The organism is Sphingomonas oligophenolica, assembly GCF_039522915.1.
Taxonomy (GTDB): Bacteria; Pseudomonadota; Alphaproteobacteria; order Sphingomonadales; family Sphingomonadaceae; genus Sphingomonas; species Sphingomonas oligophenolica.
Window position 1 is genome coordinate 42,219 of sequence record NZ_BAAAEH010000061.1, and the last position, 18,852, is coordinate 61,070.

Here is an 18,852-nt window from a genome sequence, read left to right on the forward strand (position 1 = left end):
GTCAGGGAATGGCGCTGTCCTCGCGCTTCTTCTCGGCCTTTTCGGCGGCATATTGCTGGAGCATCTGCGCGGTGCACCCGGTCTGGCCGCCCGAGCCGACCGGCGAACAGGTGTCCGGCAGCCCGCCCGCGCGGCGCCCGACCTCGTCCAGCGTCGCTGCGCGATTGACCCAGCTCTGGCTCGCGGCATCCTTCTTGGGCGGGTTCCGCAGTGCCTTGGGGATTCGGTACGGATCGACGATGGTCGTGCAGACCAGCACCTCGTCACCAACCGGCGCAGGGCATTTCTCATTGGCGGTCAGCTGAACGTTGCGAATCCGCGCCGGCGGCTTGCCGGTCTCAGCCTGCTTGACCTCGGAGGCCGATTGGCCGTCGGCGGGGGCCGTCTGAGCGATCGCCACCGCGGGCAATGACATCAGGGCGGCGACGGCGATGATGCGAAGCATGAAAATCTCCTTGAGGCCTCAAAAAATGTGCCCGCCGCGATTGCTCCATCCTGAATGAAGCGCCACGTCGTCCGAATATAGGCATAACCACGGCACGCCGCTATGGCGTGCCGGCCAAATCCCAAAAACAGGCCCCGAAACAGGACATCGCCGGTGAGATCGAGACCGCTTCTCGCCTGCACCGCCATCGCGCTTTTGTCGATGGCGAGCAGCGCCACCACTCGCCCGGCCGCGCAGCCGGCATCGGCGTGCCGTGCCGAAACGTTCGAAGGCACGCCTTTCACCCTCTGCACGGCCGACCGCGCCCGGCATGACATCATCCTGGTGGATCGCGGAACAAGCGGCGCGCCGCTGCGCGACTTCACTGCCCTGCCCGACCGGCTCGGCAAGGACCTCCCACGCGTCGCCTTTGCGATGAATGCCGGGATGTTCGGCGTCACCGGCCTGCCGATCGGTCTTTATGTCGAAAATGGCCGGCGCGCGGTACGGCTCAACCGGAGAACCGGGTTCGGCAATTTCTACACGCCTCCGCCGAACGGCGTGTTCTTCGGCGATGGCAAGGGCTGGCACATCGTGACAACCGCCCGTTTCGCCGCACGCGGGCCTGCATCACCGGATTTCGCGACTCAGTCAGGCCCGATGCTGGTGATCGACGGCGCGATCAATCCCGGCTTCGATGCGAACGGCGCCTCGCTCAACATCCGCAACGGCGTCGGCATCGCGGCGAACGGCGAGGCGTTGTTCGCGATCAGCGATGCGCCCGTCTCGTTCGGCCGCTTCGCGCGGCTGTTTCGCAAGCTCGGCTGCGCCGACGCGCTCTATTTCGACGGCTCGATTTCCCGCCTCTGGGATCCGGTGGCGGGACGGATGGATAGGGGCGCGAAAATCGGGCCGATTGTGGTCGTGCTGCAAAAGCGGTAGCGGCCCCGCTCATGATCCTCGTCATCGACAATTACGACAGCTTCACCTGGAACCTCGTCCATTATCTGATGGAGCTCGGCGCTGAGGTGAAGGTCGTCCGCAACGACACGCTCACCGCGCGCGACGCCATCGCGAGCAATGCCCAAGCGTTCCTGATCTCGCCCGGGCCCTGCACGCCCAATGAGGCCGGCATCAGCCTCGATCTCGTCGCTGCCTGTGCTCAGGCCGGAAAGCCCCTGCTTGGCGTCTGCCTCGGCCATCAGGCGATCGGCCAGCATTTCGGCGGCCATGTCGTGCGCGGCGGTCTGATGCATGGCAAGACCTCGCCGGTCAGCCATGACGGCACCGGCCTGTTCGAGGGCCTGCCCTCGCCCTTCACCGCGACCCGCTATCATTCGCTGATCGTCGAGGACATTCCCGCCGAGCTGATCGTCAACGCAACCGCCGACGACGGCTCGGTGATGGGCTTCCGCCACAGGACGCTGCCGATCCACGGCGTCCAGTTCCACCCCGAGAGCATCGCGACCGAGCACGGCCATGCGCTGCTCGCCAATTTCGTGCGGCTTGCCGGCATCGATGTGAAGGCGCCGGCGTGACCACCCTTGCCCTCCTTCCCGATCCCTCGACCCCGCTTTCCCATGAAAGCGCAGCCCAGGCCTTCGCCGACATCCTCGATGCAAAGACCTCCGAAGAGGCAGTCGCCGAATTCCTCATCGCGCTCAGCGACCGCGGCGAGACCAGCATCGAGATCGCCGAGGCCGCCCGGGCCCTGCGCGCCCGACTCATCCCGATCGAAGCGCCTCACGGCGCGATCGATGTCTGCGGCACCGGCGGCGACGGCCACCATACCCTGAACGTCTCGACCGCGGTCTCGATCGTCGTCGCTGCCTGCGGCGTCCCCGTCGCCAAGCATGGCAACCGCGCCGCCTCGTCCAAGGCCGGCGCCGCCGACACGCTCGAGGCGCTCGGCCTCGATATGGAGCGCGCCGGGCTCAATGCCGAAGGTTCGCTCCGCGATATCGGCATTGCCTTTCTGTTTGCCGCCAACCACCACCCGGCGATGAAGCGCATCACGCCGATCCGCCGCCGGATCGGCCGCCGCACCATTTTCAACCTGATGGGCCCGCTCGCCAACCCGGCGCATGTCACGCGCCAGCTGATCGGCATCGCGCGTCCCGATTATGCCGCGCCCTATGCCGAGGCGCTTGAGCAGCTCGGCACTGAGGCGGCCCTCGTCGTCTCGGGCGAGGAAGGTCTGGACGAAGTCTCGGGCGCCGGCCCCACCGTCGCAATCAGCGTCGGCACCCTTTCGATGCCCGCGCGCATCGCCCCGGAGGACGCCGGCCTGGCGCGCCACGCCATCGCGGCGATCCGCGGCGGCGACCCGGCCTATAACGCCGCCGCGCTCCACCGGCTCCTCGAAGGGGAGCATGGCGCCTATCGCGACGCCGTCCTGCTCAACGCGGCCGCCGCGCTGATGGTCGCGGCGCGCGCCACTGATCTTGTCGAGGGCGCAGCGCAAGCCGCCGAAGCGCTCGACTCCGGCGCCGCGAAGGCGCTGCTGAACCGCTGGATCGCCTACCCATGACCGACATCCTCGACCGCATCCTCGAAACCAAGCGCGCCGAGGTCGCCGCGCGCAAGGCGACGATGCCGCTCGCCGAGCTCGACGCAGCGGCTGAACGCCAGAGCCCGCCCCGCGGCTTCCGCGCCGCGCTCGACGCCCGCGCCGCAATCGGCCATGCGCTGATCGCCGAGATCAAGAAGGCGAGCCCTTCCAAGGGCCTTATCCGCGCCGATTTCGATCCGCCCGCCCATGCCCGCGCCTATCAGGCCGGTGGCGCGACCTGTCTGTCGGTGCTCACCGACGAGCCCTGGTTCCAGGGCGCTGACAGCTATCTCACCGCAGCGCGCGACGCCTGCACCCTGCCGGTGCTGCGCAAGGATTTCATGGTCGATCCCTGGCAGGTCCCCGAATCGCGCGCGATCGGCGCTGACGCGATCCTGCTGATCATGGCGGCGCTCGACGACAGCCTGCTCGCCGAGATCGAGGCAAGCGCGATCGACTGCAACATGGATGTGCTGGTGGAAGTCCATGACGCGCGCGAGCTCGAGCGCGCGATGAAGCTCAAATCGCGGCTGATCGGGGTCAACAACCGGAACTTGCGCGATTTCACGGTCGATTTCGAGAACAGCTACCGGCTGGCCGACAAGGCGCCGAAGGACTGCACCTTCGTCGCCGAAAGCGGCCTCACCATCCGTGCCGATCTCGACCACATGGCCGAGCATGGCATCCATTGCTTCCTGGTCGGCGAGGCGCTGATGCGCCAGCACGATATCGAGGCGGCGACTCGGGCGCTGGTGGGATGAGCCGCCTCACCCATCTCGACGACGCCGGCGCGGCGCATATGGTCGATGTCTCGGGCAAGGCGACGACCGCGCGGGAGGCGGTCGCCACCGGTCGCATCATCATGTCGCCCGAAGCCGCCACCGCAATCCGCACAGGCACCGTGCTGAAAGGCGATGTCCTTGCCGTCGCCCGCGTCGCCGGCATCATGGCTGCCAAGAAGACCGCCGAACTCATCCCGCTCTGCCACCCCTTGCCGCTCACCCGCGTCGCGATCGACCTGACAGTGGACGAAACCGGCGTAACCGCCACCGCGACCGCCGCCACCGACGCGAAGACAGGCGTCGAGATGGAAGCTCTCACCGCCGTCTCGGTCGCGCTGTTGACGATCTACGACATGGCCAAGGCGATCGACAAAGCCATGGCGATCACCGGCATCCGCCTGCTCACCAAGACCGGCGGCAAATCGGGCGACTGGAAAGCCTGAGCCCTCAGCGCACCAGGCGATAGCTCACAAATGCGATCGACTTGCTGTCGGGCGACCAGGACGGCACGTTCATCGTCCCCTGGCCGCCGAACAGCCGGGTCAGCACCCGCGGCGGCGCGCTGCCGTCGGTCGGCATGATCCGCAGCATCACGTTGCGGTTGGGCGGGTGGTCGCCGAGATCGACATCGAGCCCGAACGACACGAACGCGATCCACTTCCCGTCGGGCGAGATATGCGGGAACCAGTCGCGATAATTGGCGTCGCGCGTCACCTGCTCGGGATTGCTCCCGTCCGCCAGCGCCCGCCAAATCTGCATTGCCCCGGTCCGGGTCGAGTTGAAATAGAGGAAACGCCCGTCCGGCGTATATTCAGGGCCGTCATCGACCCCCGGCCCCTTGATCAGCGGCCGTTCCACCCCGTCGGCGATGTCATGGGCATAGATGTCATACTCATTGGTCGCCGAGCGCACGAAGACATAGGCGATCGTCTTCCCGTCCGGCGACCAGCCATGCCAATAGGATCGCGCATCGGCATGGCTTACCAGCAGCCGCGGCGCTGCCGATCCGGCCAGCGGCAGGAGATGAATCCGCGACAGATTGTCGGGCTCGGACTGATCGGAGATGATCAGTTCGCGCCCGTCCGGCGACAGGCCATGATCATTGTTGTTCTTCCGGTTAGGCCCGGTGTCGATGGCGACCGGCTCGCCGCCCGCCACCGGAATCCGGTAGATCAGTCCACCGCTGTTATAGACCAGGGCAGTGCCGTCGCGGGTCCAGTTCGGCGCTTCGATCTTGCCGTCGAAATGGCGTACGACCCGCCGATAGACGTCATCGACGCCGACCGGCATCACCTCGAGCGTGCTTTCGACCTTTGCCGGATACCCCGTGTCCGGCACGACGGCGAGCACCGGCACCGTCAGCGCAACATGGCTGAAGACCGCTGTCTCCGTCACCTTGTCGTCATGCGCGGAGACTGCGAGGCCAACATAACAGGAGCCCGGCAGTGCAATCCTGAAATTGCCGCCCGCGTGGTGCAGCGCCCCATCAGCGCCCGTCACCGAGAAATAGACATAGTCTCCCTCGCGCTCGAGCCGGATGCCGTGCGGCGCCCGCACATTGGACGAGATTTCCCGTGTCGGTCCGTCCTGGACCTCGCGATATTGCAGCGCGGTCGCGCCGTTGCCGTGCACCATCACGTCGGCGAAGGGCGATCCGGGAGTCAGGTTCTGACGGATCATCATCCCGGCCTTGCGGTGCGGATCGCCGCCGGTGCCGATCCAGTCGATATCGGCGGCGACATGCAGATCGCCCGAGCGTCGGGTCCAGACGAAATGGAACGCATCCTTCCCGCCCCAGATATTCGCACCGCCGCCGGTCACCCGATAGGTCGCGGCCGCCGCGTCGAACGTCGCCGTACCGGCCAGCGCCGGCGCACCGATATCGGCCTGGTGCCCGAAGAGGCCGAGTGACTGGCGATGTGGCGCGCCCGGCTGTCGCGCGCCGGTGCCACCGCCCAATGCGAATATCATCAGCATGCACGCGACGATCCGGCCCGGCTGCATTTCAGTCCCCCTTCCCTTGCGCGTCACGGATCGGCATGCCGTCCGGGACGGTTTTGCGTGGCACGAATGGTAACGCTACCGGGATCGCAAGGCGAGCGCTTTGGTATCGACAAGCGCTCGGAGCGAGGAGCCTGTGATGTCGGGAAGTCCGCTGCCATCTTCATCCTCCACCGCCGCGCAGGCACTGCTCCGCGCGCTGTTCGAAACCACCGTTGACGCTGTCTCCGCCGAGCGATGCCTGCCACCCGCAATCCCCCGCGAGACCACCAGCGGCCGGACGCTGATCATCGCGATCGGCAAGGCGGCAGCCGCAATGGCTTCGGTCGCTGCCAGTCAGATCAATGGCCCGCTATCGGGACTGGTGATAACCCGCCACGGCCATTCCGGCCCGCCGCACAGTCTGCCGGCCAATTTCGAGATCATCGAGGCGGGCCATCCAGTGCCCGACACCGAAAGCCTGGCTGCGGCCCGCCATGCGCTCGAACTGGTCGGAGGGCTGGGGGCGCAAGACCGGTTGCTGGCGCTTGTCTCGGGCGGGGGATCAGCCCTGTTCGCGCTGCCGGTGCCAGGTGTTTCTCTCGGGGACAAGCAGGTAGTTACCAGGGCGTTGCTGCGCTCGGGCGCGACGATCGCCGAGATCAACAGCGTCCGCAAGCATCTGTCGCTGGTGAAGGGCGGCCGGCTCGCCGTCGCCGCGGCACCGGCGCAGGTCACAACCTTGATCATCTCCGATGTCCCCGGCGACGACCCCTCCTTCGTCGCGAGCGGCCCGACTGTCGCCGATCACACCAGCCTCGGCATGGCGCGCGAGATCCTCGCCCGCAACGGCATCGATGTGCCGGCCAGCGTGATCGCGGCACTCCGCAACCCGGAGAATGAGACGCCGCCACCGGATTCGCCGGGCCTCGCCGGCAGCGAGGTGCGGATCGTCGCAAGGGCGGCCGATGCACTGGCAGCGGCGCGGCGGCTCGCGGAAGAGCAGGGCTATGCGGTCACCGATCTCGGCGATCGTCTCGAGGCCGAGGCGAAGCAGCTCGGCGCCGACCACGCAGCACTCGCCCTGCGCTTGTCGGCGGACGGCCAGCCGCGCGTGATCCTGTCGGGCGGTGAGACCATCGTCCGGGTCACCAATCCCCACGGTCGCGGGGGCCGCAATCTCGAATATCTGCTCGGCCTCGCCATCGCGCTCGACGGCGCACCGCGCATCCACGCCATCGCCTGCGATACTGACGGCATCGACGGCACCGAGGACAATGCCGGCGCGATCGTCACGCCCAGCACGCTGTCGCGCGCCCGGGCGCTCGGGCTGGACGCGCGCCGGATGCTGTGTTCGAACCTGGCCTATGATTTCTTCGACGCGCTCGGCGACCTCGTCATCACGGGGCCGACACGGACCAACGTCAATGATCTGCGTGCGATCCTGATCGCGCCTGAAGGGATGCCTGACCTGACATAATAAAAGGGGGGGATGCGCGATGACATGGTCGCAGGACTATCATCCATATGATGCCTGGCTTTCGGTCGGGCTGGCCGCGGCGCCGCTGCTTGTCCTGCTCGGCTGTATCGGCCTGCTGCGGATGCGCGCCTATGTCGCCGCCCTGCTCGGCCTGCTCGCCGCCTTGCTGATCGCGACCCTGGCGTTCGGCATGCCGGCCAGCCTGGCGATCCGGGCCGCCGGCTTTGGCGCTGCCTATGGCCTGCTGCCGATCGGCTGGATCGTCCTCAACATCATCTTCCTCTTCCAGATGACCAATGAGCGCGGGCAGTTCCAGATCCTGCGCGAGTCGATCGCCGCGGTGACCGAGGACAGTCGGTTGCAGCTCCTGCTGATCGCCTTTTGCCTTGGTGCCTTTTTCGAAGGCGCGGCCGGGTTCGGCGCGCCGGTGGCGGTGACCGGCGCGATGCTGATCGGGCTCGGCTTCACGCGGCTCCAGGCATCGGGGCTTTCGCTGATCGCGAATACCGCGCCGGTCGCGTTCGGCGCACTCGGCACGCCGCTGGTCACGCTCGCCGGGGTGACCGGCTTGCCGCTCGCGGACCTGTCAGCGACGGTCGGGCGCGAGATGCTGCCCTTCTGCCTGATCGTGCCCTTCTGGCTGCTGGTCGCCTATTGCGGCTGGCGGCGGACGCTCGCCGTGTGGCCGGCCGCAGTCATGGTCTCGGTCACCTTCGGCACCAGCCAGTTGCTGATCTCCAATCTGCACGGGCCGTGGCTCGCCGCGATCGGACCGGCGATGATCTCGGTTGTCGCCCTGGTCGCGTTCCTGCGTTTCTGGCGACCGGCGGTCATCATGCACGTCGGCCAAGCGACATTGTCCAGGGGCGACGAGCGCGTGCCGATCATCAACGCGGCGCATGTCACCGAGCATGAGGACACGATCGCCCTCGCTCCCGGCACACCCGATAGCGGCGCCATGCGCAAGGCGTGGATGCCCTGGCTGATCCTGATGGGGGTCGTCTTCCTCTGGGGCATGCCGGCGGTGAAGGCGGCGCTCGACGCGGTGTACAAGCGCGCGATCCATTTCCCCGGGCTCGACATGGCGATCCTGCGCGTGCCCCCCGTCGTCGCGACCGCTACGGCGGAGCCCGCGATTTACACCTTCAATCCGCTGTCGGCGACCGGATCGGCGATCCTGCTCGCCGGCGTGCTGAGCGCCGTGCTACTCGGGCTCGGCCCGATCGGGATCGCGAAAAGCTATGGCCGCGCCTTCATGATGGTGATCCCCTCCCTCTCGACGATCGCCGCGATGCTCGCGCTCGGCAACGTCACGCGCTTCGCCGGGCTCGATGCGACGATGGGGCTCGCCTTTGCCGCGACTGGCGTGATGTATCCGTTCTTCGGCACGATGCTCGGCTGGCTCGGTGTGGCGGTGACGGGATCCGACACGGCCTCGAACGTACTGTTCGGCGGCTTGCAGAAAGTCACGTCGGAACAACTCCACCTTTCCCCGGTCCTGATGGCGGGCGCGAACAGCGCGGGCGGGGTGATGGGCAAGATGATCGACGCGCAGAGCATCGTCGTCGCCTCGACCGCAACCCAATGGTTCGGGCAGGAAGGGCGAATCCTGCGTTATGTCTTCCTGCACAGCTTCGTGCTGGCGTCACTGGTCGGGCTGGTGGTGATGTTGATAGCCTATGTTCCACCCTTTACGCTGCTGGTACCGCGTTGAGGTCGGAAAGAACATGCCAGGCGGCGCGTTTCGGGACTAAGCCGTTGATCTCTGTCTATTGCTCAAAGCGGGAGTCGGTGCGTAGGTGATGAGTGCGAACCAGTCTTCAGGACTTTCCAAGGGCATCCATGCCTGATCCAAGCCGTTTCGATTCTGATCTGTCAGAACAGCGCTTTCAGCTGCTGGTCAACGCCGTCACCGATTACGCGATCTATATGCTCGATCGCGGCGGGCATGTCGTAAGCTGGAATCCCGGCGCCCGGCGTTTCAAGGGCTATGAGGCGGATGAGATCATCGGCCAGCATTACTCCCGCTTCTTCCGTGAGGAGGATCGGGCGGCGGGGATGCCCGAACGCGCCCTTCGGGCCGCCGAAGTCGAAGGGCGGTTCGAAGCGGAGGGCTGGCGGATCAGGAAGGACGGCACGCGCTTCTGGGCGAGCGCCGTCATCGATCCGATCCGCGACGAAGCCGGAGAGCTGATCGGCTTCGCCAAGATCACCCGGGACATCACCGAGAAAAAGGCAGCCGAGCGACGGCTCTACGAAAGCGAGCAGCGGTTCCGCCTGCTCGTGCAGGGAGTCACTGACTACGCCATCTACATGCTCGACACCGATGGCAGGGTCACCAACTGGAATGCCGGCGCCCAGGCGATCAAGGGCTATTCATTCGAGGAAATCGTCGGCGAGCATTTCTCGCGCTTCTACACCCCCGAGGATCGCGCCGCGGGAGTGCCGGCACGCGCGCTCGCGACGGCGCTTGCCGAGGGCAAATATGAAGCCGAAGCCATCCGGGTCCGCAAGGACGGCACCCGGTTCTGGGCGCATGTCGTGATCGACCCCATCCGTGACGATTCAGGCCGCCATATCGGCTTTGCCAAGATCACCCGGGACGTCACCGAGCGCCGCAATGTCGAGGAAGAGCTCGATCAGGCCCGCGCCGCGCTGGTCCAGTCGCAGAAGCTGCAGGCCTTGGGCGAGCTGACCGGTGGTATCGCCCATGATTTCAACAATCTGATAACCGTGATCCGCGGCTCGGCTGAATTGCTCCGGCGCGGCGGCCTCGACGAGAAAAAACGGGCTCAATATCTGAATGCGATCATCGAGACCGCGGATCATGCGACGACCCTGACCAGCCACCTGCTTGCCTTTGGGCGCCGTCAGCCGCTCAAACCCGAAGTGATCGATCTCAATGTGCGGCTCGATGCTCTTGCCGAGGTTCTCTCGAGGACGCTGGGGGGTGGAGTCGAAGTGAAGCTCGACCTTGCCCCGACGCTCGGACTCGTCGATGTCGATTCCACCCAACTCGAAACCGCGCTGCTCAACGCGGCGATCAATGCGCGCGATGCGATGCCCAATGGCGGCACGCTGACGCTGTCGACGCACAATATCGCCGACGAGAGCGGCGACATGGTCTGCGTCGCCCTGTCCGATACCGGGTCGGGGATGCCGAAAGAGGTTCTTGACCGGGCGTTCGAGCCTTTCTTCACCACCAAGGCGGTCGGCAAGGGCACCGGGCTCGGATTGTCCCAGATTCATGGCTTCGCCGCACAGGCAGGCGGCAGGGTCGAGATCGACTCGGTTTCCGGAAAAGGCACGACAATCCGGATTCTCCTGCCGCACTCTCACAAGTCGATCGCAGCGAGGTCGACATTCGCAAACCAGGCGGTGGACGGCGCCGGCAAGACCGTGCTGCTGGTCGAGGACAACGAACAGGTGCGAAATTTCGCCCATATCCTGCTCACTGAACTCAACTATCGGGTGATCGACGCCGAGTCCGCCGAGCAGGCGCTCGCTGTGCTCGACGCCGAACCGGTCGACCTGGTCTTTTCGGACGTGGTGATGCCGGGGCAAAGCGGAGTCGAGCTTGGGCGGCTCGTGCGGGAAAGATTTCCGGCCCTCCCTGTGCTGCTCGCGAGCGGCTACAGCGAAGAAATCGCCAAAGGGGGTGCCGGCGATTTCGATATCCTGCCGAAACCCTATGGCGCCGACAGCCTGGCGGCGGCGCTTGCGAGGGTGGTCAACGATACGGTTCGCCAACCTGCCTGACGGATCGCGGCGCGAAGACCGGTGGCTCCCCGCGTTCCGAAGGGCTAGGGCATGATGATGCGCTCGGGCACAGCCTCTCCTCTTCTCCCCGTCACAGAGGCGCGCGCGCGTCTCTTCGCCCTTGCCGTGCCGGTCGCCGCCGAAACGCTGCCGCTGCGCGACGCTGCCGGGCGCTGGGCGGCCGCGGACATCGTCGCGCTCCGCACCCAGCCTTCAGCCGATCTTTCGGCGATGGACGGCTATGCGATCCGTTTCGCCGATCTCCCGGGGCCGCTCACCCTGATCGGCGAGAGCGCGGCTGGCCGTCCCTTTCCCGGCACGGTCGGCGCCGGCGAGACTGTCCGCATCTTCACCGGCGCCGCGATGCCGGCAGGCGCCGATACCGTGCTGGTCCAGGAAGAGGCGGCGCGCGAGGGCGACCGGGTGACACTCACTGGTGAAGGGCCGCGCACCCTGGGCCGCAACATCCGCCGCAAGGGGCTCGATTTCTCGCATGGCGACACGCTGGTCGCAAAAGGCGAGCGCCTCACGCCCGCGCGGATCGCAGTGGCGGCCACCGGAGGGCTCGGTGCGCTCCCCGTCAATCGCCGCCTCCGCGTTGCGATCGTGGCGACCGGCGACGAACTCGTCGCACCCGGCATCGCGCTTGGCGGCGACTCACTGCCCGAATCCAACGGCGCGATGCTCGCCGCAATGCTCGCCGACCTGCCCGTGGAGATTCTCGACCTCGGCATCCTGCCCGACCGGTTCGATGTGACGGTGGCCGCCTTCAGGCGCGTCGACGCGGATATCCTCGTCACCACCGGTGGCGCGTCGGTGGGCGACCATGATCTCGTCCGGCCCGCGCTCGAGGCGGCAGGCGGCAGCCTCGATTTCTGGCGGATCGCGCTGCGCCCCGGCAAGCCGATGATGGCCGGGCGGCTGAACCAGGCAGTCGTGCTCGGGCTGCCCGGCAACCCGGTCTCGGCCTTCGTTACCGCCACCCTGTTCCTCAGGCCGCTGATCGCGGCCATGTCGGGTGCCCTTGATCCCCTGCCGCGCTTCGCCACCGCGATCCTCGGCCAGGATCTTCCCGCAAACGACCACCGCGAGGATTATCTCCGCGCCGAAACCCGCGATGGCCTGGTTTTCGTGGCGGGCCTGCAGGACAGTTCGATGCTCCTCACCCTCGCCCGCGCGGACTGCCTGATCGTTCGCCCGGCCAACGCACCCGCCATCATGGCGGGCGATCCGGTGGAGATCCTCGTCATCGCCTGACAATGGGTTGGCGCTTGACAGACTGTTGGAACATTGCGTAAACGTTCCCAGTCTGTTCCCGACGGAGGATCTGGGATGCTAACGCGCAAGCAACACGAGCTGATCTGCTTCATCAATGATCGCCTCGCCGAAACCGGGGTCTCCCCCTCGTTCGAGGAAATGAAGGAAGCGCTCGATCTCAAGTCCAAATCGGGCGTCCACCGCCTGATCAGCGCGCTCGAGGAACGCAAGTTCATCCGCCGCCTGCCCAACCGCGCCCGGGCGCTCGAAGTGCTGCGCGTGCCCGAGCGGCCCGAAACCGCGAAAAAATCCGCCGCCACCGCCCCGGCGGGCCCAGCACTGGCGGGTAATGTCCGCAAGCTTCCCGAGCCGGCCAATGACGTGATCGAGATCCCGCTGCACGGCCGGATCGCGGCCGGCGTGCCGATCGAGGCGTTCGAGGGCCATTCGATGCTCGCGGTGCCCGCAGCCCTGCTCGGCGGCGGCGAGCATTATGCGCTCGAGGTGTCGGGGGATTCGATGGTCGAGGCCGGCATCCTTGACGGTGATTACGCGCTGATCCGGCGCACCGATGTCGCCCGCGACGGCGAGATCGTCGTTGCCCTGATCGAAGACAGCGAGGCGACGCTCAAATATTTCCGGCGCGAAGGCGCGATGATCCGCCTAGACCCAGCCAATCGTGCCTATGATCCGCAGCGTTATGCGCCCGATCAGGTCCGTGTGCAGGGCAAGCTTGCCGGGTTGCTCAGGCGCTATTGAGCCGGGAGCGCCCGACGCACCCAGCAATTGATCGCGAAACGCGAATCCTCGAACCGGCCCGACGGACAGGCGACGGGACGCACTTCGTGGCGCGCGAACGAGGCGAAGGCCAGCAGGGCGTTTTGTTCGGGCGCGATGTCGGCGGAGCGATTGCTGGCCGGGTTGAACGCATGGAGACGCAGCTCGCCGCCTGAATAGGCTTTCGGCTCGGTGTGGAAATAATAGACCGCGCTCAGCACCCGGTCGCTCTTGCGCGCCGGGCTGGTTTCGGTGTCGACATGCGGGCGGTAGAAGTCGCCGTCATTATAGGCGATCAGTGAAAGCTGCACCGTCTCCGGCGCGAACGGCGCCATGCCGAGGTCGCTGGCCAGGGCCGGGACGGCATCCAGCACCCTTCGCCTGAACGCTTCCACCCAAGCCTGCTCGGGCAGCCGCGCGGTCAAGGAGCTGCGGATATTCGCCCTGAGTTGCGCGCTGTCGACGAGCGACGGCGCAAAACAGGCGCGATGTGCCAGCGACCAGTCCAGGATCGCGCGATGCTCGGCCACAGGGAGGAAGGCGCGCCGCAGGATGTGCGGCGCGGGCTGGTCAAGGAGGCTGGGCTGGACGCTCATTGCGGGCTTATCGCGCCATGCCGGTGAGTCCGCAACGACGCTGGCGGCACGGCGGAGGCGAGCCAGGGGTGCTCATCGCCCGGGTGCCTGACCGTCACGACCCGGCTATTCCCCAGCGCGATCGCGATGCCGCCGGTTTGCGCCAGCGTGGCGCGGTCGAGTTTCAGCCAGCGTGGGCGGCATGCGACGGGCAGGCGGCGTTCGCTGATGACGATGTCGGCGCCGCCGCATGCCGCGACCAATTCCGCCGTCGGCACCAGATAGGCGCTGCGCGTGGCAAGCACCCGCCAGGTGCGACCGCCCGCCGGGCGCTCGACGAGACACAGGTCGCGGCTGCAGCGCGCATTGGGCTGATCGGAGAGCAGCAGCAGATTCTCGTCGGCGCCGCCATTCTCGGCCAGCATATCGGCGGTGTAATCGCCGACCCGGTCGCGCAGCAGCGCGAGGCCACCGCTCGCGGTGCGGAGCGCGACATGGCGGCCGTCGCCCGTCACGAGCAGGTCGGGTGTCGGCGTCAGCAGCGCCCAGATCGCACCGATCGCGAGCGGCACCGCGCCAAGCCGCCGCCAGCGAGTCCGCCACAGCGCGATCCACAGCCCGCCGATCACCATCAGGCCATAAGCCCCGCCCGGCATCGCCGGCAGCGCGGCGACCGAGCCGGGCATGCTGGCGGTCTTGTGCGCAATCCACAGCAGCAGATCGAGCGAACGCCCGGTCAGCCACCAGAAAGGCGTGCCGAGACCAACTGAATCGAACAACAGCGCCAGTGCCTCGAACGGCATCGTCACGAAGGTCGTCAGCGGGATCGCGACGATATTGGCGACTGAGCCGTAAATCCCCGCCTTGTGGAAATGAAACAACGAGATCGGCAACAGCGCAAGCTCGACGACGATGCCGGTCAGCAGCAACGAGGTCAGGTCGCGACCGAGCTTGCGCAGCCGCCCCTCCTCGCGCGGCGCGAACCAGGCCTTGATCCGCGGATGCTCGTGCAGCGCGATGATCGAGGCGACCGCCGCAAAGGAAAGCTGGAAGCTCGGGCCGGCGAGCGATTCAGGATAGAGGAGCAGCACGACGAAGGCGCCCGCCGCGACCAGCCTCAGCGTCAGCGCTTCGCGGCCCATCGCGAGCGCGACCAGCACGAGCAGCGCCGCAACGCAGGAGCGGATTGTCGGCACCTCGGCGCCGGTCAGCAGGGTATAGCCGATCGCCGCCAGCGCGCCCGCGCCGGCCGCGATCAGCGGGAGGCGGAACCGCAGCGCGAGCCAGGGGCTGAGCGCAAGCAGGCGAAGCACCAGGAACATCACCGCCGCGACCACGGCCGTGATATGCAAGCCGCTGACCGAGAGGAGATGGGCGAGCCCCGATCGGCGCATTGCATCATTGTCGGCTTCGGGGATTGCGCCCTGATCGCCGGTCGCGAGCGCCGCGGCGATGGCACCCGCCCCGCCGGGGACGCTTTCCTGGATGTGCCGCGACAGCCGCTCCCGCAGCCCGTTGCCGTTCGCCACGCCCGGCGCGACGATCGTGACCGGCCCGAAGCCCCGCCCCGTCCCGCCGATGCCATCGAACCAGGCGACGCGGCCATAATCATAAGCGCCGGGCACCGCCGGCTCGGGTGGCGGCATCAGCCGCGCCCCGAGCCGAATCGTCGCCCCGCGCGAGAGCCCCGGCGGCATATCGGCATCGGCAAGGTTGACGCGGAGATGCGGTGGAAGCTCCACGGGGCGCAGCTCACTGCCCTGTGCCGGGTCGTAACGGCCCTCGTGCCCGCGCGAACCGCACCGGCGACCCTTGCACGGCCGCGGCGGTGTCGCGATCACCCGTATGGGCGCGAGCCGCAACCTGACGAGCCCGCGTGGCGGCAACGGTTCGACGCGCTCGACGCGTGCCTCGAACGTCACGATCGCCGGCCGCGCGAGGATTGCCGCGCTGGCTCTCTCGGCACGCCACCAGATCAGCGCGATGCCCGCCGCGACCAGCAGCGCGGCGAGGGCGACGGTACGGCCCGCCCTGCCATGGCGTCCGACGGCCATGGCCAGAAACGCCAAACCGAGTGAACCAAGCAGCGCGGCTCGCCACCAGGTCGAATCGGGCAGGATGAACCACATTGTGATGCCGCCGCCCAGGGCGACCGGTATCCACAGGGGTAGCTGGTCCCGCTCGGCCTCGAACCAGCGTTCCAGCGCCGCCTTGCCCCGGCGAAGCCCGTCGAAGCCCGCGATTTGGAGGCGCTGAAGTCGCGTGCTAGGGGCCTCGGCGGCTATACTGGCCATCGATTTTCAAGTCTGGGAGCAAGCGCGTTTGGGCGCAAGGTCTGAAACCGCGGCGGCCGATACCGGCACGCCCGACACGCCCGCAGTGGTGACGCGCTTCGCGCCGTCGCCAACGGGCTATCTGCACATCGGCGGTGCGCGCACCGCCTTGTTCAACTGGCTGTTCGCGCGCCATCATGGCGGCAAGTTCCTGCTGCGAATCGAGGATACCGACCGTGCGCGGTCGACCCAGCCCGCAATCGACGCGATCCTGAGCTCGATGCAGTGGCTCGGCCTCGATTGGGACGGCGAGGCCGTCTTCCAGTTCGAGCGTGCCAGGCGCCACGCCGAGGTCGCCTATCAGATGGTCGAACAGGGCAATGCCTATCGCTGCTACGCGACGCCCGAGGAACTGACGGCCCTGCGCGAAAGCCAGAAGGCGGCCGGCAAGCCGATGCGCTATGACGGGCGCTGGCGCGATCGCGACCCCGCCGAGGCGCCCGAGGGCGCGCCCTTCGTCGTCAGGCTCAAGGCGCCGAAGGAAGGCGCGACCACGATCGAGGATCGGGTCCAGGGCAGCATCACCGTCCAGAATGCCGAGCTCGACGATCTCGTCCTGCTCCGCTCGGACGGCACGCCGACCTATATGCTCGCAGTGGTGGTGGACGATCACGACATGGGCGTGACTCACGTCATCCGCGGCGACGATCACCTCAACAACGCGTTCCGCCAGCTGCCCATCATCAGGGCGATGGGGTGGCCCGAGCCAATCTACGCTCATGTGCCGATGATTCATGGCCATGACGGTGGCAAGCTTTCCAAACGCCACGGTGCGGTCGGTGTCGAATATTATCGCGACGAGCTTGGCATCCTGCCCGAGGCACTGAGCAATTACCTGCTCCGGCTTGGCTGGGGGCATGGCGATGACGAGATCATCAGCCGCGAGCAGGCGACCGCCTGGTTCGACCTCGCTGATGTCGGAAAATCACCATCCAGGTTCGATTTGAAGAAATTGGAGAACCTGAACGGCCATTATATCCGGAGCGCCGACAATGCGCGTCTGGCTGATCTGGTCGCCCCGCGACTCGGTTTCGAACTAACGGCACAGCAACGTGAAATGCTTCAGCGCAGCATGGAATCGCTGAAGCCCCGCGCCGCGAATCTCAACGATCTTGTGTCCGGAGCGGCCTTTCTTTTTCGCACTCGCCCACTGGAAATGGACGGCGATGCAGCATCGTTGCTCTCGGGTGACGCGCCGGCGCTGCTCGGGCGCCTGCACGCTGCCCTTGACGCGGTTGGCAACTGGGATGCAGAGGCGCTCGAAGATGCGGTTCGCCGGGTAGCGGACGATGCAGGAGTGAAGCTTGGCCAGGTCGCGCAACCGTTGCGGGCAGCGCTGACCGGGCGCAAGACTTCGCCCGGGATTTTCGATGTGCTCGAGCTGCTCGGGCGCGACGAAAGCCTGGGACGCATCGCCGACCGGATGATCGCCTGAGAGTTCGAGAAAGGACATATTGATGAGCGACGCCGCGACGCCCCGGATCAATATCGGGAATCACGATTATGCCGTGCTGGCCGGCAGCGTCGGGCCTGAGGTCATCGATATCCGCAAGCTCTATGCCGATACCGGCATGTTTACCTATGACCCAGGCTTCACCTCGACCGCGAGCTGCGAATCAGCGCTCACCTATATCGATGGCGACGAAGGCGTGCTGCTCCACCGCGGCTATCCGATCGGGCAGCTGGCCAAGGAATCGAGCTTCATGGAGGTCTCCTACCTCCTGCTGAACGGCGAGCTGCCGGACAGGAGCGAGCTTGATCATTTCACTTACACCATCACCCGCCATACGATGCTGCACGAGCAGCTCGCGACCTTCTATCGCGGCTTCCGGCGCGATGCGCACCCGATGGCGATCATGTGCGGCGTGGTCGGCGCACTTTCGGCCTTCTATCATGATTCAGCTGACATCACCGATCCGCACCAGCGCATGGTCGCGAGCCACCGGCTGATCGCCAAGATGCCGACGATTGCGGCGATGGCCTATAAATATTCGATCGGTCAGCCCTTCCTCTACCCGAAGAACGACCTCAGCTACACCGGCAACTTCCTGCGCATGACGTTCGGCGTGCCGGCCGAGGAATATGAGGTGAACCCGATCGTCGAAAAGGCGATGGACCGGATCTTCATCCTCCACGCCGATCACGAGCAGAATGCCTCGACCTCGACCGTCCGGCTGGCGGGCTCGTCTGGCGCCAATCCCTTCGCCTGCATCGCGGCCGGCATTGCCTGCCTGTGGGGCCCGGCGCATGGTGGCGCCAATGAGGCTGCCCTCAACATGCTGCGCGAGATCGGCACGGTCGATCGCATCCCGCATTATATCGATCGGGCGAAGGACAAGAACGACCCGTTCCGCCTGATGGGCTTCGGCCATCGCGTCTACAAGAATTACGATCCTCGTGCGACGGTGATGCAGGAAACCGTGCGCGAGGTGCTCAGCGCGCTCGGCGTCAGCGATCCGGTGTTCGACGTGGCGCTCCGGCTCGAGGAGCTTGCGCTCAACGATCCCTATTTCATCGAGAAGAAGCTGTTCCCGAATGTCGATTTCTATTCGGGCGTGATCCTGTCCGCGATCGGCTTCCCGACGACGATGTTCACCGCCCTGTTCGCGCTCGCCCGCACCGTCGGCTGGGTCGCGCAGTGGAACGAGATGATCTCGGACCCCGCCCAGAAGATCGGCCGCCCGCGCCAGCTTTATACCGGCCCGGTTCAGCGCGATTACGTGCCCGTGGACAAGCGCTCGTGAAAACCGTGACCACCATCATCGGCGTGCTCGCGCTGCTGATGGGATTGCTCTGGATCGGCCAGGGAACCGGCTACATACATTGGCCGGCATCGAGCTTCATGCTCGATCAGCGCATCTGGGCGCTGTGGGGCACGCTGCTCGCGGTGGTCGGGATCGTGGTGATCAGGATTGGGCGGCGCTAATCCTACTC

Annotated in this window: 17 protein-coding genes; 13 read left to right on the plus strand and 4 right to left on the minus strand. The window is 66.5% G+C overall.

Going from position 1 to position 18,852, the window contains the following annotated elements:
• Nucleotide 1 precedes the first annotated feature (1 nt).
• On the minus strand, nt 2-445 hold the full coding sequence (locus tag ABD050_RS26935) for a hypothetical protein (protein WP_343892662.1): 444 nt from the start codon (nt 443-445) through the stop codon (nt 2-4).
• A gap of 153 nt (nt 446-598) precedes the next feature.
• Between ABD050_RS26935 and ABD050_RS26940 the strand changes: the two genes are divergently transcribed.
• From ABD050_RS26940 to moaC, 5 genes are read left to right on the plus strand one after another with little or no spacing between them, the layout of a single operon-like run.
• A complete protein-coding gene (locus tag ABD050_RS26940) occupies nt 599-1,366 on the plus strand; it encodes a phosphodiester glycosidase family protein (RefSeq protein ID WP_343892663.1) in 768 nt (255 codons plus the stop codon).
• An 11-nt stretch (nt 1,367-1,377) separates the two neighbouring features.
• A complete protein-coding gene (locus ABD050_RS26945) occupies nt 1,378-1,962 on the plus strand; it encodes an anthranilate synthase component II (RefSeq protein WP_343892664.1) in 585 nt (194 codons plus the stop codon).
• Nucleotides 1,959-2,954 (plus strand): anthranilate phosphoribosyltransferase, encoded by a 996-nt coding sequence (trpD, locus tag ABD050_RS26950; protein WP_343892665.1) that lies wholly within the window; start codon nt 1,959-1,961, stop codon nt 2,952-2,954. Before ABD050_RS26945 ends, trpD begins: the two co-directional genes overlap by 4 nt.
• On the plus strand, nt 2,951-3,736 hold the full coding sequence (trpC, locus tag ABD050_RS26955) for an indole-3-glycerol phosphate synthase TrpC (RefSeq protein ID WP_343892666.1): 786 nt from the start codon (nt 2,951-2,953) through the stop codon (nt 3,734-3,736). Before trpD ends, trpC begins: the two co-directional genes overlap by 4 nt.
• Nucleotides 3,733-4,200, plus strand: coding sequence for a cyclic pyranopterin monophosphate synthase MoaC (moaC, locus tag ABD050_RS26960; protein WP_343892667.1), 468 nt, complete (start codon nt 3,733-3,735; stop codon nt 4,198-4,200). The genes trpC and moaC overlap by 4 nt, the downstream gene beginning before the upstream one ends.
• Before the next feature lie 4 nt (nt 4,201-4,204).
• Here the strand turns inward: moaC and ABD050_RS26965 are convergent, their stop codons facing one another.
• Complete coding sequence (locus ABD050_RS26965) at nt 4,205-5,734, minus strand: TolB family protein (RefSeq protein ID WP_343892668.1); 1,530 nt, start codon at nt 5,732-5,734, stop codon at nt 4,205-4,207.
• Nucleotides 5,735-5,897: 163 nt separating this feature from the next.
• Between ABD050_RS26965 and ABD050_RS26970 the strand changes: the two genes are divergently transcribed.
• The 5 genes from ABD050_RS26970 (at nt 5,898) to lexA (ending at nt 12,992) form a co-directional block, all read left to right on the plus strand.
• Entirely contained in the window at nt 5,898-7,217 is a 1,320-nt protein-coding gene (locus ABD050_RS26970; protein WP_343892669.1) for a glycerate kinase type-2 family protein, read from the plus strand.
• A gap of 19 nt (nt 7,218-7,236) precedes the next feature.
• Entirely contained in the window at nt 7,237-8,931 is a 1,695-nt protein-coding gene (locus ABD050_RS26975) for an L-lactate permease (protein ID WP_343892670.1), read from the plus strand.
• Between the two features lie 128 nt (nt 8,932-9,059).
• A complete protein-coding gene (locus ABD050_RS26980) occupies nt 9,060-10,976 on the plus strand; it encodes a hybrid sensor histidine kinase/response regulator (protein WP_343892671.1) in 1,917 nt (638 codons plus the stop codon).
• Between the two features lie 51 nt (nt 10,977-11,027).
• Nucleotides 11,028-12,233, plus strand: coding sequence for a molybdopterin molybdotransferase MoeA (locus ABD050_RS26985; RefSeq protein WP_343892672.1), 1,206 nt, complete (start codon nt 11,028-11,030; stop codon nt 12,231-12,233).
• A 75-nt stretch (nt 12,234-12,308) separates the two neighbouring features.
• Nucleotides 12,309-12,992: a transcriptional repressor LexA gene (lexA, locus tag ABD050_RS26990; RefSeq protein ID WP_343892673.1), complete on the plus strand. Its 684-nt coding sequence runs from the start codon at nt 12,309-12,311 to the stop codon at nt 12,990-12,992.
• Here lexA and ABD050_RS26995 read toward each other — a convergent pair.
• Nucleotides 12,986-13,606, minus strand: coding sequence for a 2OG-Fe(II) oxygenase (locus tag ABD050_RS26995; protein ID WP_343892674.1), 621 nt, complete (start codon nt 13,604-13,606; stop codon nt 12,986-12,988). The two genes, lexA and ABD050_RS26995, sit on opposite strands and share 7 nt — an antisense overlap.
• The gene (locus ABD050_RS27000; RefSeq protein ID WP_343892675.1) at nt 13,603-15,879 is read right to left on the minus strand and encodes a ComEC/Rec2 family competence protein; all 2,277 of its coding nucleotides are present in this window, start codon (nt 15,877-15,879) and stop codon (nt 13,603-13,605) included. Before ABD050_RS27000 ends, ABD050_RS26995 begins: the two co-directional genes overlap by 4 nt.
• A gap of 28 nt (nt 15,880-15,907) precedes the next feature.
• Here ABD050_RS27000 and gltX point away from each other — a divergent pair, with 28 nt between their 5' ends.
• Genes gltX through ABD050_RS27015 form a run of 3 tightly spaced genes read left to right on the plus strand, consistent with a single transcriptional unit; the run spans nt 15,908 to nt 18,844 of the window.
• Nucleotides 15,908-17,353 carry a glutamate--tRNA ligase gene (gene gltX / locus ABD050_RS27005; RefSeq protein WP_343892676.1) on the plus strand — a complete coding sequence of 482 codons (1,446 nt, stop codon included), beginning with the start codon at nt 15,908-15,910 and terminating at the stop codon, nt 17,351-17,353.
• 22 nt (nt 17,354-17,375) lie between these two features.
• A complete protein-coding gene (locus tag ABD050_RS27010) occupies nt 17,376-18,662 on the plus strand; it encodes a citrate synthase (RefSeq protein ID WP_343892677.1) in 1,287 nt (428 codons plus the stop codon).
• 5 nt (nt 18,663-18,667) lie between these two features.
• Nucleotides 18,668-18,844, plus strand: coding sequence for a hypothetical protein (locus ABD050_RS27015; protein ID WP_343892678.1), 177 nt, complete (start codon nt 18,668-18,670; stop codon nt 18,842-18,844).
• Nucleotides 18,845-18,852 lie beyond the last annotated feature (8 nt).